We start from the raw sequence: 16,778 nt of genomic DNA, 5'->3' as shown, positions 1-16,778 counted from the left end.
CCTCCGTGTAAAAATAAATAAGTAAACGCTAAAAACCTTGTGTGAAACGAACATCTTCCATTGTATGAAAAATACGAATGAGTAGTAGTTAAAAGGGTATAACTTATTTAAGAGGTATTAGGAATCCAGAATATCTAGAAAGCAACAAAAGGAACTTCTAGAAAGAAACCCTTAAATCTGATATTCTAACATTTGTATGAAACAACTGATGAACAAGAGGTGCCGATATGGAGAGAATTGCCATTTTGCTTCCTTGCTATAACGAGGAACAGACAATTGGGAAAGTAATTGATGACTTCAAAACAGAACTTCCCGATTCAACGATTTATGTTTATGACAACAATTCCTCAGACCGTACTTCCGAAGTCGCTAGAGAACATGGAGCAATTGTTCGAATGGAATGGCGACAAGGGAAGGGAAATGTAGTCCGCTCCATGTTTCGTGAAATAGATGCGGACATATATGTGATGGCTGACGGAGATGATACGTATCCTCCTGAGTATGTGCATGACCTTATACAACCTATTCGAGAGAAAAAAGCGAATATGACGATTGGTGATCGCCTGAGTAATGGTACGTATTATGATGAAAACAAACGACAATTCCATGGGTTTGGGAATCGTTTAGTAAAAGGTTTAATTAATCGTTTATACAAAAGCGACATAACCGATATCATGACTGGTTATCGTGCTTTCGACCAGTTATTTGTAAAATCAATGCCTGTTATGAGTTCTGGCTTTGCGATTGAAACGGAAATGAGCATTCATTCCTTGGATAAAAAATTTCTACTAAAAGAAGTTCCTGTGGATTATCGCGATCGTCCTGAAGGTAGTGAATCAAAACTGAATACCTTCTCAGATGGAATGAAGGTATTACGAATGATATTTACATTGTTTAAGGAGTATAAACCGTTCGTTTTCTTTTCTCTATGGACGCTAGTACTTATTTTGTTAGGTCTTATCGTAGGAGTTCCTGTGATTTCAGAATTTGTAAGCACTGGATATGTATCCAAGGTTCCTTCCGCTATACTAGCTACTGGCTTTATGATACTTGGCGTTCTCTCCTTTGCATGTGGACTCATTTTAGATGTCATGAGCGCTACGAATCGAAAGCAGTATGAACTTGAATTAAATCATTTGTATAACCGAATTAGGGGGAATCAAAATGACTAACCTTTCCCCATTTATACGTCTAATGGTATCTGCAGTAGTCAGTTTTATTGCTACTGCAGGTATCATTTCTTTCTATGAGCCCTTTTATCCATTCACCATGTTTATTGGTGCTATATTATTTTGTTTATTTATGCTACTCGCTTATCGCGCAATTACATCATTCTCATGGAATAATTCCATACTTTTTTCAAGGTCTTATCTAAAATGGATACTCCCATTTGGACTTATCTTCCCTGTACTTTTAATGGCCAGTAGTGCCCCAGACCAATCTCACATTGAAACATACTTCATGTTAATGAGTGTGTATTTGGTTACCTATTTGGTGTATGTTTGTTTGTTATTTATCGGGATTGCCCAACTGATTCAATTAGATATAAGTGGCAGCTCTAGTAAATTTAGCTTTCTTGTTTATTTTGTTATCCCATTTTTGGCTTGGTTGGTTTATTTTATAGCCTTTTTCCCAGCTACCATGACACCAGATTCTCTCTCTCAATGGGGACAAGCTCATTCATATGACTGGAGTAACTGGCACCCTCTCGTACACACTTGGCTTTTAACCGTCCTTGTTCAAATATGGGATTCGCCGGGTGTTCTCGCTTTATTTCAAGTATTTATGATGGCTTTGGTTTGGGCGTATGGAATGAAGTCCATTGAAAAACAAGGTGTATCATTTGTTTGGCTTAGCTTATTCACAGTCCTAGTTGCTGCTTGGCCAGTACTTGGGATTTATTCCGTTTCTCTTTGGAAAGACGTTCTCTATAGTATTGTACTGTTTCTTTTCTGCGTGCTAACGTTTAACATTGTCTTTTCTAGAGGGACATGGTTAACGCAAAAAAGTAATCTGCTTCTGTTGTTTATTACGTCTCTAGGCGTAGCTTTTTTTCGCCACAATGGATTTCCTGTCTTTCTAGTAATGGGGATTTTACTTCTAATCGTTTTTCGAAAACACTGGAAGCCGCTCTGTGCTAATTTTATAGCTGTATTAGCCATATACATCGTGGTTACTGGACCTATATTTTCAGCTTTAGATGTAAGACCTACTGAAGCAAAAGAAGCTTTGGGAATACCAACACAGCAAATGGCCAATATCGTCATCAACGGGGATCTGACCGAAGATCAAGAGGCATATGTTTCGAATGTTATGCCGCTTCCTATGTGGGAAAAGTTCTATCATCCTTATAAGGTAGATCCGATTAAATTTTCTGGTGAATACGATGATACATTTATCGCAAATGACTTAGGTGCATTTCTAAAAGTGTGGTCAGGAATGGTTATCCAAAATCCTGGCTTAGCCATGGAAGCCTTTCTCAAGGAGACTTCTATTGTGTGGCAAATGCACGAACCTAAAAAACCTGGATACACTTCTAACTTTTTGACCTACATTTATAAAGATAACGAGTATGGCTTAGAAAATAAGATATTCTTTCCAAGTATCACATCGAACGTTAAAGAGTATTTGGAAGATAGTGAAAAGAACTTTCTTACAACGATTTGGAGACCAGCTAGTTATCTATTTGCGATTGTATTCCTTACCTTTACCGCATGGATGAAGTTTTATAAACGAGCTAGTATGTGGCTTATTTCCTTACCTGTTCTTTTGAATATTGGTTCTGTTGCTGCTACTTTACCCGCTCAGGATTTCAGGTATCTATTCTCCAATGTTCCAGTTGCCCTTTTCTTAATTGCAATGATGTGGATTGGTCAAACCAAGATGAGGGACGCTCATGAGTAGATTTACACAATCAATCAAAAAGAATAGTACTGGTATAATCTTGATGACATTTGCAGCCTTCTTTACTTCTTTAGGCCAAATGTTTTGGAAACTTTCAGATGCCGGAATCAATCCAAGTTTAATTGGTGGGTTTGGTTTCTATTTTCTAGGAGCTGTACTCATGATTGTCTCCTTTCGTTTTGGGAGTTTATCTGTTCTTCATCCCTTGTTAAGTCTTGGCTATATATTTGCTCTATTTCTAGGTGTATTTCTTGTTGGGGAGACAATTGAATTTACTCACTTTTCCGGTATTGTCCTAATCATTCTAGGAGTCGTTTTAATTGGAGGTGGTGATGATTAGCCTTTTTTTGGTCCTTTTGATGACGTTGTTTGGCTCTCTTGGTGGCTTTTTCTTTAAGAAAGCTGGAGATTATCCCTTAGGTTTGAATATCCCATTCCTAATGAAGGTTGGAACAGGAGGTACATTTTATTTAGCTGGAGCACTTCTAAATATTTACCTTTTAACCCTGCTTCCCTATACAGTGGTATATCCTATCACCTCTGTGACATATATCTGGACGATGCTTCTTTCTGCTATATTTCTACATGAAACGATCACAGCAAAAAAAATAATCGGTGTACTTCTCATTTCAGGTGGATCGGTTCTACTTGTCTTGTAATAGTTTAGCCGTAATCGCTCCCTTCAGCTAATATAGAAAAATGGCGCATCTCTTTTAAGAGTGCGCCATTTTTATTACTCATGAAAGTTTGTACCTGACGTAACTTCTTTTACATATCCGGCACGAATAACGTAATCACCAAACTTTTCGCTTTCTTGTCTGTCCTTGGCATATTCAAACAAAATAGGTTTTAACGTACTTAGAATTTCTTCTTCCCCTATGTTCTCACGGTATAGTTTATTTAAGCGATTACCAGTAAATCCTGCTCCTAAGTACATATTGTACTTTCCAGGACCTTTTCCGATAAAACCAATTTCACCTAAGGCAGGTCGAGCACACCCATTGGGGCATCCTGTCATACGAATGACAATCTCTTCATCTTTTAATCCAGCTTCATCCAGTATAACTTCTATTTTATCTATAAGGGATGGAAGATATCGTTCTGACTCTGCCATTGCCAATCCGCAAGTTGGAAATGCAACACAGGCCATAGAATTCCTACGAAGAGCTGAATTTTCCTTCCCATCTGTTAAGCCATACTGTTCTACTAATTGATCGATTGCAGGTTTCATATCCTCTGTTACATTGGATACAACCACATTTTGATTGGCAGTAAGTCGGAAATCACCCGTGTGAACCTGCGCAATTTCCCGAAGACCTGTCATAAGCTTATAATCCTCTGTATCCTTAATTCTTCCATTCTGAATAAATAACGTTAGATGCCATTTTCCATCACCTTGTACCCATCCATAGCGATCGCCATTATGATCAAAATGGTAGGCACGAGCTTTTTCAATATCCCATCCTAGTCGATTGTTTAACTCATTAATAATCCAATCAACGCCGTATTTATCCACTGTGTACTTGAAACGAGCGTTTTTTCGTTCATGACGGTTTCCATAATCACGTTGAATCGTCACAATTTTCTCTGCCACATCTACAACTTGGTCAGCTGAGCAAAAACCAATAACGCGACCTAATTGAGGATACGTATCTGTATCTCCATGTGTCATCCCCATTCCGCCACCTACAGATATGTTAAACCCTTGTAATTTCCCTTCTTCAATGATAGCAATAAACCCAATATCTTGACTAAATACATCCACATCATTAGAAGGTGGCACTGCTACGCCAATTTTAAATTTACGTGGCAAATAAGTAGATCCATAGATTGGTTCTTGCTCAACTGAATCACGACTATCAATGACTTTTTCTTCATCTAACCAGATTTCATGGTAAGCTCGTGTTTGAGGGGTAAGATGATCACTAACTTTTTTGGACCACTCATAGACTTCAGCATGTATATCAGATTGATAAGGGTTGGCATTCGCCATAACGTTACGATTCACATCTCCACACGCAGCTATACTATCCATCAGTACTGCATCTATCTCTTGTATAGTTTTCTTCATATTCCACTTCAAAATACCATGCAGTTGAAAAGCTTGTCGCGTCGTCAGCTTGAGTGTTTCATTCCCATACGTGTTTGCAAGTTTATCCATCGCTAACCATTGTTCAGGCGTTGCTACTCCACCTGGTGCACGCACACGAATCATAAATTGATAGGCAGGTTCTAGTTTTTGTTGTTTACGTTCGTTTCGCAGGTCTCGATCATCTTGCATGTAGCTACCATGAAACTTTAGTAATTTCGTTTGTTCTTCTGGAATACTTGCTGTAATACGGTTAGCAAAGTCCTCTACTAACGTACCTCTTAGGTAGTTACTTTCACTTTTAATTCGTTCCATTACATCTAATGCTTTATCTTGCTGCCCGTTTTTTGTGCTCATGCTTTAACCCCTTTCTACAGTTAATAAACGTCACGTTGATATCGTTTGTGGCTTCTCATATCAGCTAAATAGACTTCTGCTTCTGCCTCACTCATTCCGCCTTCACGTTCAAAAATCGTCAACAAAGCCGAATGAACATCTTTGGCCATATATTTTTCATCCCCACAAACGTACACATAAGCCCCAGCTTGAATCCATTGATAAAGTTCTTTTCCTTTTTCAAGCATGCGATGCTGCACATATACTTTTTCTTCGGTATCACGGGAAAAAGCAACATCCATTTTCGTTAAAACCCCTTCTTTTAGCCACTTTTGCCATTCAATTTGATAAAGGAAGTCTGTAACGAAATGCTGTTCCCCAAAGAACAACCATGTATCCCCTTCTGCATCATTCTCTTCCCATTCTTCTAGGAAAGCTCTATATGGAGCAACACCAGTTCCTGCTCCAATCATAATAACTGGTGTATCTAACGTGTCGGGTAGCTTGAAGTTAGAATTTTTCTGAATGTAGATTGGTAGAGAATCACCTGGTTGTAATCGTTCAGCACACTGCCCGGAACAAACCCCCGTACGAGCTCTCCCATGTGCATCATATCTTAATGCACCAATAGTAAGGTGCACTTCGTCTGGATTAGCCGTCAAACTACTAGCAATAGAGTATAAACGAGGTGGAAGCTTTCGGAGGTTTTGCACAAAGTCATTGGCTGAAACCTCCCAAGGTCCAAACTCACGAGCTAAATCAATCAAGTCACGCCCATAAATATATGCCTTTAACTCTTCACTTTTATCAGATTCTAGTAATGAGTGAAGCTCCTCATGATTGGTTAGCTGAGCCAACTTCTCTAATAAAGGTTTAGTTATGTTGGTAATCTCATAAGTCGAGGTCAATGCATCTCGCAATACTTGTTGCTCTCCATCCTTACTTACGGTAATGAGTTCTTCCGGATTCCAATTCATTTCTACAATAAAGTTGTCGACTAGAACAGGATCGTTTTCGGGATATATACCTACTGCGTCTCCAGGTTCAAATAATAATTGTGAGCCTTCTAAATCTAATTCTAGATGTCGTGTTTCTTTATTTGATCCTCGCCCATTTAAATTAAGGTTTTCTAAAATTTCTGCCCTGAATGGGTTTTTCTTAGAATATACAGATTCTGAAGTATTGGAAGGTGAAGGGTTTATACCTTCTGTGGACCCAACTTCCTTATTTGATTGTTGGCTTTGGTCTAATTCATTTAGGACTCCTTCAAACCATTCAGCAGCAGGCTCTTCAAAATCTAAATCACAATCTACTCGTGGATATAAACGTGTTCCTCCTAATTCTTCTAGTCGTTGATCAAAATCTTTACCAGTTTGACAGAAAAATTCATATGACGTATCTCCTAATGATAAAATCGAAAACCGTAGATCTTCTAGTTCTGGCGCTCGCTTGCTATAAATAAACTCGTAAAATGTTAGTGCGTTATCAGGAGGTTCACCCTCTCCGTGTGTACTGGTTAAGATAAGTAAATCTTGAACTTTCTTGATGTTTTTTGGTTTAAAGTCATCCAATGAAGAAACGGTTACTTCTATGTTTTTCTCTTGGAGTTTTTGTGTTAATTCCTCCGCTAACGTTTGTGCATTACCAGTTTGTGATCCGTATAGTACTGTAACCTCTCGAGCTGGAGTTTGGCTTGATTGCTGGGTGATTGCTTGAGACTCTGTTGCACCTTGAGCAACTGGTGCGTTAACATCAGTTGCTTCTGTACTCTGTCCTGCAGCAAGGTACCCACTTAGCCAAAGTTTCTGAGATTCTGTTAACGTCGGAAAAAGTTGATTTAAGAGCTGTACTTGTTCTTCATTAAAAGGACTATTTGTTACTTGAAAATGCAAACATACCCACCTCACAAAGGAAAACTATTATTTTTATTACTATGAATACCTTTACGTATTCATACATCCAATCTCATTGTAATCCGAGTTGTTTAATCGGATTTATGTGTAAAATTATTTCCCTGCTATTTATGCAGGGATAATCTATTCACGTATTTTCGTTCTTCACTCATTACAAATGAAAATACCTCTCTTCTACGACAAGAAGAGAGGTACACACTGCAACTATGTAACCGTACTCTTCTTATCCTTCGGAGTGCTTTGTGCACCCGCTGGTATTGGCACAGTATATGATAAACAGACGGTCTAGCTTACAAAACCGATGCCGAGGTTTCAACGGGCCAGTCCCTCCACCTCTCTAGATAAGAAAAAGGGTATAAAATTGTTGTCAAAATGAATGATTGGTTCACATAATATGCTGATTTAGATGAAAAGTCAATAGATTATTAGAAAATTTATATAATTCTCTACAATGACTAAGCTTTTCTATTCGCGCATTCCATTTTAACCATAACATACCAATAAAATGTTGTTTCTAACTAAAAAATTTTAGGTGAATAGATAAGTGAAGCAGGACACCATTAATCAAAAGCTTGTCATTTGAATACTTCCCTCTATGGCTTAGCTACAATTTTTCCGCGACTATGTCGTGATGACAATCGGTCTAAAGCTCCAGGGACATTTTCTAAAGAGATGACATCCTCCACTAATGAAGTGATATGACCTTCTGAAAGTAGCTCAAGCATTTCATTTCCCATTCGTGCTAAATCCCTTTGCTGATGCAGAGTATTCACCATATGTGCACCACCTAAAGCAACTTGATGGAACGAAAGGGCACGTTTGAAATCAATGTTATTTGAAATATCAGGAGCTCCTGCAATAAATGCAATGTGGCCATTAAATGCAAGAGTCTCAATTGACCTAGTAGCATTCTCAGAACCGACCGTATCAAGAACGGCATGCACCCCTCGTCCTTCTGTAAACTCTAGTGTTCTTTTGACAAAGTCATGTTCTTTATAATCTATCGCATAATCTGCACCTAGCTGGTAAACAAATTGATGATTTTCTGCTGATGCTGTGGTGATTACATGTAACCCTGCATATTTCGCTAGCTGAATGGCAAAGCCACCTACTCCACCAGCCCCAGCATGAATTAGGATTGTTTGCCCTGCCTCTAACGTCATTTTTCTGAACAATGATTGGTAAGCAGTATATCCTGCACAAGGTAATGCCACCGCCTCTTCAAATGGAACGGATTCTGGTATAAGGGAAACCGTGTGAGAAGGTACAACAGAAAACTCAGCAAAGTTCCCATCCTTTATCATATTTCCATGATAGACCACTCGATCTCCGGGTTTCACCTCTGTTACATCTCTCCCTATCTCCTCCACGATTCCTGCCCCATCTACTCCTAATATATGAGGATAAGTCCATTCTGGGTGACCATTTGTAGCAACCTTATAATCAACTGGATTCAATCCCGCACCTTCAATCCGAACAAGCACTTCGTTTATATTTGGTTCTGGTTTTGGAACTTCTTGTATCTCCATCTCACGCCACTTTCCTGCTTCTTGTAATAGTAATGCCCTCATTATAAAATACCTCCAAATATAAATAGATATCCTTATTCAAAATTAAAAACTAAATTCCATCATAGCATGATAGATTTACATACATGCACCAATTTGCTTTTTAAAAAGTAAGCCATTGTATTTTTGTAGTCATCTCAGTCTTTTCAGAGTTTGATATTGAAGAATTTGTTAGTATTTATATGTAAAAAACTGCTCTCCACTAATATGAAGAGCAGCTTTTTCATGTATTAATACCTCTGTTATTTTCTATTCTCTAAGTTTCTCCATTCTGTAAAACTGTGATACGTAATCCCTTTAAACCCATTAGGTTGAGAATCTGTATAATAATCTCGAACTTTAGCAAGTTCATCTTCCATAGTCAGATACGTTTTATCATCAAAGCTTACATAATCTAAATAGTGAGGTTTTACTTCTATACCTACCTCTACTTTGGGGGAGTTTTCATAAAAAACTTCATTCTCTGATAGAGATGTTATGCTATTTGATCCAAGCGCCGTATTACGGTATGCCATTACAGTCACGTAATCATTCCGATCAATCATTTCTTTATAAAATCCAGGGTAATATGGTTCTACACTAGATCCATCTGTCCAAAAAGGTAAGTCACTCCCTACGATAAATCCATTATCACGGGCATATTGAACATACTGTTGTGAAGCGTTGGACCATTGTTGAATCATATCAGTACGATCTTGGTCCCATTCGTCAAGAACATGAGGTTCGATATCAAGGTGAATACCAACAAACTTCCCATTCTCAGGGGCATTGTTATTATATTCCATAACCCGGTCCATTCTATGTTTTCCTTCTGGAATATTGACCTCAAGACCCCAATGAGGTGCACCCATTAAAGCATGAACGGTCATATTATTTTCGGTTGCTTTTGTAATGAAATACGGATAATGTTCTTCTACTAGGGGGTTATAATGTAAATAAATATGATTTACATGGTGTCTTGTTAAAAAGTCAATGGTTTGATCAGGAGTTTCTGCGACTGAGTTGCTGTCCCAGATCCAAACATTTTTTTGTGTATGGTATTCATTCAATGCATCTTTAATAGCTTGAGCATAATTGGAAAATGCATCTTTCTTTGGTGTGTTGGATAAGGAAGAAAATGACGTTAGGTCACCACCTTCAAAGAAAGCATTAGCTTGTGCCTCTGTGTAAGTAATCGAAACCCCAATCTGAGAAGTAGAAGCTGGTTCAATTGTTGCATTAAAGCCATTCATTTCAAGATGTGTTTTAATCATACTGGTCAGCTTGTCGTCTTGCCCAGTAATTTGGGTAGTTACTTTTGAACCCTTTATCCCTTGAATGGAAACATGGGTCAATATATCCCTGCTTACAGTGGAGCTCGATTCAATGGTTGTAGCGGAAGATGTAACATCTTTAACATCGTAGTGATTGTATGTATTGCCTCCTGCTTGATCAGCAATAAAAGAGGATGCAGGTAAAAACTCTCCATCTTCTTTACCATCAATTAGTACCTGTGATTGATGGTCAACATATGAAAATTCCCAACAACTCTCACAGATAACTTCATCCTGAGTTTGAATGGCACTTTCCCCCAATACTGTTTTTCCTACAAATAAACCAACAAATAAAACGCAAACCATAAACGAGATTAATTTCAAATTAAAAGTCATGTGTGTAGTGTCCCTTCAGCATATATTTTGTTATTACTTACTATATCGAAATGGAACTACGACTTATGAAGTATTAAGTTAAATTATGAGTTTAATTTCCTAGTTTAGAGACTAAAAAATACCTATATATATAGTGCAAAAAACCTATGAATTTGTCATAGGTTTTTTGCATATATATATGAACCTCCCTTGACCACTATTAGCATACAAATTTGGCCCTTGGAATCCTTCTATTGCTCTAATCAATTAAAATACTATCGTTTTATTTTCAAATACAATAACACGATCCTCAAGATGCCATTTAACTGCACGTGCTAATACAGTTCTTTCTATCGAACGACCTATCTTTTTCAAATCTTTGACATCATCTCGGTGGTCTACTCTGTTAATATCTTGTTCAATTATTGGACCTTCATCCAACTCATTAGTTACATAATGAGATGTGGCTCCAATTAGCTTGACACCCCGTTCATGGGCACGCTTATGTGGATTTGCTCCAATAAACGCAGGTAAGAATGAGTGGTGAATATTGATAATCTCAGAAGGGTGAGCAGCTACAAAGTTTGGAGTTAGGATTTGCATATAGCGAGCAAGGACAATGACATCTATGTTGTATTCCTTTAGTAATTCCAATTGCTTTTCCTCTACTTCTGCTCGATTTTCTTTAGAGGCCGGGATATAATAGAATGGAATTCCAAATGATTCAACAATCTGCCTGGCATGCTCATGGTTACCAATTACTAAGGGGATTTCTGTAATGATATCTCCGCTTTGCCATTCAAATAAAAGCTCTCTTAAACAATGTAGTTCTTTTGATACGAATATAGCTGTCCTTTTCACATCATACACACTTTTAAGCTTCCAATCCATTGAAAAAGTTTGTGCTATGAGGCTGAATTGTGTTTTTAGCTCTTCTTCTTTAGTAGGTAAATCAGGGCATTCAAATTCAATTCGCATGAAGAAGGTCCCTTCCTTGGGATCAGTTGAATATTGGTTTGATTCCATAATATTGGCATTATTGTCTGCTAAAAACGTTGAAATGGCAGATACAATTCCTGGTTGGTCTGGGCAACTGATTAACAAACGCCCTCTGTTTTGTTGGTCCTGTTTAAAAGTTTGGATTTGTTCCTGTATAGATTGTGACATCAGAATCTCCTTCTTTATATATTCTTCAGTGATTTAGTATAGTAACACACTACTCTATTTTGCCCTTTTCCTATATCAATGTAAATAATACTTGAAAAAGATTCGCTTCTGTGGCAAAGTTTAGAAAAGGCGTTAATTAACTTAATAATATGAGAAATGTAGGGGGACCAGTGTTGCTGGTTGAGATAGTATGCGTTACATACTGACCCTTGGAACCTGAACTGGTTTAGACCAGCGTAGGGAACATAGTCAATCGATTAATAATGTATTGATATATGCACCCTAGGTATGGACCTAGGGTGTTTTTTATTTTCTTATCATACATTTAATCTTCCTACGCTTCCTGTTCTTCATTCCTATTTCTAGATTAACGCAATCTATGAACATATCAGGAGGTATTAAAATGAGAAAGTTTTTATTCGTCGTGCTTACATTAGTGGTTGTTATTTTGACAGCTTGCTCTTCCAACGAGCAAGGAGCAAGTTCTAAAGAAAATGAAGAAGAATTAAAAGAAGTATCTATCGTATTAGACTGGACTCCTAATACAAACCATACAGGATTATACGTAGCAAAAGAAAAAGGATATTTCAAAGAGCAAGGTCTGGATGTCGAAATCCTTATGCCAGGTGAAACAGGAGCAAATCAACTTGTTGCGTCCGGAAAGGCTGAATTCGGTGTAAGTGCTCAGGAAGCATTAACACATGCCCGTGTTCAAGATATTCCTATTGTGTCTATAGCAGCTGTAATTCAACATAATACTTCTGGATTTGCTTCACCAAAAGATAAGAACATAACATCACCAGCTGACTATGAAGGTAAAACGTATGGTGGCTGGGGTGCTCCGGTAGAAAAAGCCGTTCTATCATCTTTGATGAAGCAGGAAGACGCTGATGTAGAAAAAGTGGACATTGTCAACATGGGCAATACTGACTTCTTTACAGCTGTTAAACGTGATGTTGATTTTGCTTGGATCTATTATGGCTGGACCGGTGTGGAAGCAGAATTGCGTGGTCAAGAGTTAAACATGCAATACCTCACGGACTACTCCGAAAAATTAGATTACTATACTCCGATATTGACGACTAATGAATCGATGATAAACGAAAACCCTGAAACAGTGTCATCCTTTATTACAGCCGCTTCAAAAGGTTACACCTTTGCTAAGGATAACCCTGAAGATGCAGCTTCTATACTTATAGATGCTGTTCCTGATTTAGACGAAGAGCTTGTAAAAGCAAGTCAAAAGTGGCTATCTCCTAAATATCAAGATGACGCAGAGCAATGGGGTATTCAGGAAAAAGAAACTTGGAAAAATTATTCCGATTGGATGTATAATAACAATCTTCTGGAAGAACAGTTACAAGTCGAGGACGCATTTACGAATGAATTCCTACCAAATAAGGAGTGATCTTATGGCTAATTCATTAGTCAGTATTCAGATTTTACCTAAAACAAACAAGAACGACAATGTTATCCCTTATGTAGACCAAGCTATTTCTATTATTGATGCATCAGGTATCAAATATGAAGTTCATCCTTTAGAAACAACATTAGAAGGAAATCTATCAGAAATTTTCACCGTTATTGAACAAATGAATCAAAAAATGATAGATATGGGTTGTTCCAATGTCATCTCACAGATCAAAGTGCTCTATCAACCTAGCGGAGCATCTATGGATCAATTGACGGAGAAGTATCGTACATGAAACACATCATTCTTCAAGGATGGAGGCCCATTGCGGTCCTCATCCTTTTATTTATTATTTGGGAAATTAGTAGTAAACTATTTGCTATCCCAGCTTGGCTTATGCCTCCTCCTTCCGATATTTTTCATGAAGGAATAACAGGCTGGTCTAATTATAATGGCCATTTATTATCAACCATTCAATTAACGTTGCTAGGTTTTATTATTGGTACCAGCTTTGGTGTGATTGTAGCCATTGGGTTACATACTATTTCTGCTTTAAGAGAAATTGTTTATCCATTTATGATCCTATCTCAGAATATTCCTATTATCGTTTTGGCACCATTACTTGTAATATGGTTTGGATTTGGAACGCTCCCAAAGCTTATTATCATTACATTAGTTTGTTTTTTTCCTATCGCAATTGCCACTTTAGATGGACTTAAACAAACAAGCTCTGAATTGATGCATTACATGAAAATGGCGGGAGCTTCTAACAAGCAAATTTTCTGGAAGTTAGAATGGCCACACGCCCTCCCTTCTCTCTTTTCAGGTCTTAAAATTTCTGCAACCTATAGCGTTATGGGAGCGGTAATTTCTGAATGGCTCGGTGCTAAAAAAGGGATTGGGGTTTATATGACACTAGCATCCTCTTCCTTTCGTACAGACAGGCTATTTGTGGCTATTTTCATCATCATGATTGTCAGCTTAAGTTTCTTTGCCCTCATTGCTCTATTAGAGAAGAGAGTTATACGTTGGCAAAATAAAGGAGGGAAACATACAGATGGCTAACCTCTCATTAGAGTCAATATCCATGTCATTTGAAGGGAAGAAAATAATAGAGGATATCCATTTCGATGTGAAGGATGCTGAATTTGTAACCATTTTAGGTCCATCGGGAAGCGGTAAAAGCACACTTTTCCATTTAATTGGCGGGTTATACAAGCCTGAACAAGGACATATTTTTCTTAATGGGGAAGAAATAACTGGGAAAAGAGGTTCTATTAGCTACATGCCTCAAAGTCCTTCTCTATTCCCTTGGAGAACCATTGTTGAGAATGTCCTACTCGGTGCAGAAATAGTTGACCGAGCTGATAAAGAAACAGCATTACAAATGATTGAGAAAGCTGGTTTATCAGGTTATGAACACGCATTTCCCCATCAACTATCTGGGGGGATGAAACAGCGGTCTGCCTTTATTCGTAGTTTAATGAGCCCTCAACCCCTAATCTGTCTTGATGAACCTTTTTCTGCTTTAGATGAATTCACAAGACTCGAAATGCAGAAGTGGCTCATGAATATATGGGATGAACACAAACGATCTATTTTATTTGTTACACATAATATTGAAGAAGCTCTATTTCTTTCAGACCGAATTATTGTGTTGTCCAATAGACCAGCAACTGTTGAAAGGGAATTCCATATACCCTTTAAGAGACCAAGGCAAGAATCTTTATTATTAACGGAAGAGTTTTTGGCATGGAAAAGAGAAATTTATAATGAACTAAGGGTGATAGTGTGACTTATCCAATCATAGATGCTCATATTCATTTAGATATGTACACAGAACTTCAACAGCATAAAATTTTAAATGAAATGAATGCAGAGGGCGTTGAAGCACTTATTTCAGTGTCTAATCATTATCAATCTGCCTTAACTAATATAAAACTCTCAGCAATGAATCAAGGCGTAAAGACGGCTATCGGCTATCACCCTGAACAAGCATTACCATCTGATACAGAGATAAACCACCTCTTAGAACTAATAACGAATCAAGCGGAGGATATCATAGCTATTGGTGAAGTTGGTTTGCCCTTTTATAGACGTAAAGAAAACCAGGAACTTATACTTAAACCTTATATAGATCTGTTAGAAACGTTTATTCAGATGTCTGTTAAACTTGATAAACCAATCATTCTCCATGCTATCTATGAAGACGCAGAACTCGTACTTGATTTATTAGAGAAATACGATGTAAAAAAGGCACACTTTCATTGGTTTAAAGGTTCCTATAATACTATTCAACGTTTAATGGGTAACAATTACATGATTTCTATAACTCCTGATTGTGTGTACGAACAAGAAATACAAACAATCATCCACCACTATCCACTGGAACTTATGATGGTTGAAACAGATGGACCCTGGCCTTTCGAGCACCCGTTTAATGAAGAAATGACACACCCTAAAATGATTCACACCAGTATTCAAAAAATAGCTGAAATCAAACAACTGAATGAAACTACGATTTATAAAGCTATGTATGAGAACACAAAACAGTTTTATCAACTTGATGTTTAACCAAGAAAGTTCAATTGTCTTACCAATTTTATCGTGTTGCATACTTGTATGTATTATCCATATATTTCTATAAAAAAGGACGCATTCTGTGTAGGCAGAATGCGTCTATTTATATTACATTGCAGCAGTTCTTCATTGTATTTTTTTATCCGTTCTTAATAATAGATTGTTGCTCCAACAATGATTAACAGAATGAATAGCACAACGATTAGTACAAATCCTCCACCATAATTGTAACCTCTTTGACCACCAACTGGATTATAACCACAGCCTCCAAAGCCCATCAACTCACCTACTTTCATCAGTAATACTATACGTTATGTAATGCTAAGACCTATTGGAAGGGCACATACCTTAATGGGGAGCATATAGTATTGTCAAGATAGGTCAATATCACATAATGGTACATTAGTAAAATAAAGAGGTGGAATATATGAGCAATGATTACTTAGATATTTTAGCGAAATTTGGTATCGGTGGTGCCCATCCTGGAGGATTGCCTCTCACCAAGCAAATTTTTGCGATGGAAAATATCCACCCTGACATGAAAGTATTGGACCTTGGCTGTGGAACAGGTCAAACTGCCGAATACATTAGTACAACATTTGGTTGTGAAGTAACTGCACTTGATAATCACCCATTAATGGTGCAAAAAGCAAACAATCGGTTTGATACAACTTCATTGCCAGTACACATTGTTCATGGTGATGCACAGAATCTCGAATTTAAGGATTTTTCATTTGATATGATTTTGGCTGAATCTGTTATAGCTTTTACGGACATCTCCAAAACCTTAGCTGAGATAAATAGAGTTGTTAAACGAAAAGGATGTTGTCTGTTGATTGAAATGATTGCAAACCAGGAGTTAGAACAGGAAATCAAATCTACAATCGAGGAAGTTTACGGAATTCAACATGTATTAACGGAAGATCAATGGTTAGATAAATTAAACAAATCTGGATTTACAAACATTCAAGTTTTACCCACTATTACAAGTCTTCATAATACAGAAATAACTGATATGAACATATCCAATGATATAACACTAGAAGATTATGATATATGGGATAAACATGCCCACATAACAGAAACGTATGCTTCACATATAGGATACCGTGTATTTCGGTGTTGTATTTAAGTGACATATATATTTTTCACAATATGCAAAAAATCAAATGTTCAATATTT

16 protein-coding genes and 2 riboswitches are annotated in these 16,778 nt (G+C 37.4%); of the genes, 10 read left to right on the top strand and 6 right to left on the bottom strand.

Annotated features, from left to right (window positions below; all coding sequences use genetic code 11):
* Positions 1-227 precede the first annotated feature (227 nt).
* The 4 genes from GLW08_RS00675 to GLW08_RS00660 are packed head-to-tail and all read left to right on the top strand — an operon-like array spanning position 228 to position 3,563.
* A complete protein-coding gene (locus GLW08_RS00675; protein ID WP_160846675.1) occupies positions 228-1,172 on the top strand; it encodes a glycosyltransferase family 2 protein in 945 nt (314 codons plus the stop codon).
* A complete protein-coding gene (locus GLW08_RS00670; protein WP_160846674.1) occupies positions 1,165-2,904 on the top strand; it encodes a DUF6020 family protein in 1,740 nt (579 codons plus the stop codon). Before GLW08_RS00675 ends, GLW08_RS00670 begins: the two co-directional genes overlap by 8 nt.
* Entirely contained in the window at positions 2,897-3,244 is a 348-nt protein-coding gene (locus GLW08_RS00665) for an EamA family transporter (protein ID WP_160846673.1), read from the top strand. Before GLW08_RS00670 ends, GLW08_RS00665 begins: the two co-directional genes overlap by 8 nt.
* Positions 3,237-3,563: an EamA family transporter gene (locus GLW08_RS00660; RefSeq protein WP_202406223.1), complete on the top strand. Its 327-nt coding sequence runs from the start codon at positions 3,237-3,239 to the stop codon at positions 3,561-3,563. Before GLW08_RS00665 ends, GLW08_RS00660 begins: the two co-directional genes overlap by 8 nt.
* A gap of 74 nt (positions 3,564-3,637) precedes the next feature.
* Here the strand turns inward: GLW08_RS00660 and cysI are convergent, their stop codons facing one another.
* From cysI to purU, 5 genes are all read right to left on the bottom strand, one after another.
* Complete coding sequence (gene cysI, locus GLW08_RS00655) at positions 3,638-5,350, bottom strand: assimilatory sulfite reductase (NADPH) hemoprotein subunit (protein WP_160846672.1); 1,713 nt, start codon at positions 5,348-5,350, stop codon at positions 3,638-3,640.
* Positions 5,351-5,370: 20 nt separating this feature from the next.
* Positions 5,371-7,221: an assimilatory sulfite reductase (NADPH) flavoprotein subunit gene (locus GLW08_RS00650; protein ID WP_160846671.1), complete on the bottom strand. Its 1,851-nt coding sequence runs from the start codon at positions 7,219-7,221 to the stop codon at positions 5,371-5,373.
* Between the two features lie 241 nt (positions 7,222-7,462).
* A riboswitch (SAM riboswitch) is annotated at positions 7,463-7,590 on the bottom strand.
* A 245-nt stretch (positions 7,591-7,835) separates the two neighbouring features.
* A complete protein-coding gene (locus GLW08_RS00645) occupies positions 7,836-8,813 on the bottom strand; it encodes a zinc-binding dehydrogenase (RefSeq protein ID WP_160846669.1) in 978 nt (325 codons plus the stop codon).
* A gap of 239 nt (positions 8,814-9,052) precedes the next feature.
* Positions 9,053-10,459 (bottom strand): poly-gamma-glutamate hydrolase family protein, encoded by a 1,407-nt coding sequence (locus tag GLW08_RS00640; protein ID WP_160846667.1) that lies wholly within the window; start codon positions 10,457-10,459, stop codon positions 9,053-9,055.
* 246 nt (positions 10,460-10,705) lie between these two features.
* The gene (gene purU, locus GLW08_RS00635) at positions 10,706-11,605 is read right to left on the bottom strand and encodes a formyltetrahydrofolate deformylase (protein WP_160846666.1); all 900 of its coding nucleotides are present in this window, start codon (positions 11,603-11,605) and stop codon (positions 10,706-10,708) included.
* 150 nt (positions 11,606-11,755) lie between these two features.
* A riboswitch (TPP riboswitch) is annotated at positions 11,756-11,865 on the top strand.
* A 143-nt stretch (positions 11,866-12,008) separates the two neighbouring features.
* On the opposite strand from purU, the gene GLW08_RS00630 reads away from it, so the two are divergent.
* The 5 genes from GLW08_RS00630 to GLW08_RS00610 are packed head-to-tail and all read left to right on the top strand — an operon-like array spanning position 12,009 to position 15,590.
* Positions 12,009-13,013, top strand: a complete 1,005-nt coding sequence (locus GLW08_RS00630; RefSeq protein WP_160846665.1) for an ABC transporter substrate-binding protein — start codon at positions 12,009-12,011, stop codon at positions 13,011-13,013.
* A 4-nt stretch (positions 13,014-13,017) separates the two neighbouring features.
* Positions 13,018-13,311 carry a thiamine-binding protein gene (locus tag GLW08_RS00625; protein WP_160846664.1) on the top strand — a complete coding sequence of 98 codons (294 nt, stop codon included), beginning with the start codon at positions 13,018-13,020 and terminating at the stop codon, positions 13,309-13,311.
* Positions 13,308-14,081, top strand: coding sequence for an ABC transporter permease (locus GLW08_RS00620; protein ID WP_160846663.1), 774 nt, complete (start codon positions 13,308-13,310; stop codon positions 14,079-14,081). The genes GLW08_RS00625 and GLW08_RS00620 overlap by 4 nt, the downstream gene beginning before the upstream one ends.
* A complete protein-coding gene (locus GLW08_RS00615) occupies positions 14,074-14,811 on the top strand; it encodes an ABC transporter ATP-binding protein (RefSeq protein ID WP_160846662.1) in 738 nt (245 codons plus the stop codon). Before GLW08_RS00620 ends, GLW08_RS00615 begins: the two co-directional genes overlap by 8 nt.
* Positions 14,808-15,590 (top strand): TatD family hydrolase, encoded by a 783-nt coding sequence (locus GLW08_RS00610; protein WP_160846661.1) that lies wholly within the window; start codon positions 14,808-14,810, stop codon positions 15,588-15,590. Before GLW08_RS00615 ends, GLW08_RS00610 begins: the two co-directional genes overlap by 4 nt.
* Before the next feature lie 155 nt (positions 15,591-15,745).
* On the opposite strand, the gene GLW08_RS00605 is transcribed toward GLW08_RS00610, so the two are convergent.
* Positions 15,746-15,874 (bottom strand): YjcZ family sporulation protein, encoded by a 129-nt coding sequence (locus tag GLW08_RS00605; RefSeq protein ID WP_160846660.1) that lies wholly within the window; start codon positions 15,872-15,874, stop codon positions 15,746-15,748.
* 149 nt (positions 15,875-16,023) lie between these two features.
* On the opposite strand from GLW08_RS00605, the gene GLW08_RS00600 reads away from it, so the two are divergent.
* Positions 16,024-16,728: a class I SAM-dependent methyltransferase gene (locus GLW08_RS00600; protein WP_160846659.1), complete on the top strand. Its 705-nt coding sequence runs from the start codon at positions 16,024-16,026 to the stop codon at positions 16,726-16,728.
* Positions 16,729-16,778: the final 50 nt, after the last annotated feature.

The organism is Pontibacillus yanchengensis, assembly GCF_009856295.1.
Classification (GTDB): Bacteria; Bacillota; Bacilli; order Bacillales; family BH030062; genus Pontibacillus; species Pontibacillus yanchengensis_A.
Note: the sequence above shows the minus strand (reverse complement) of the source record. Positions and strands in the feature narration are given on the sequence as shown.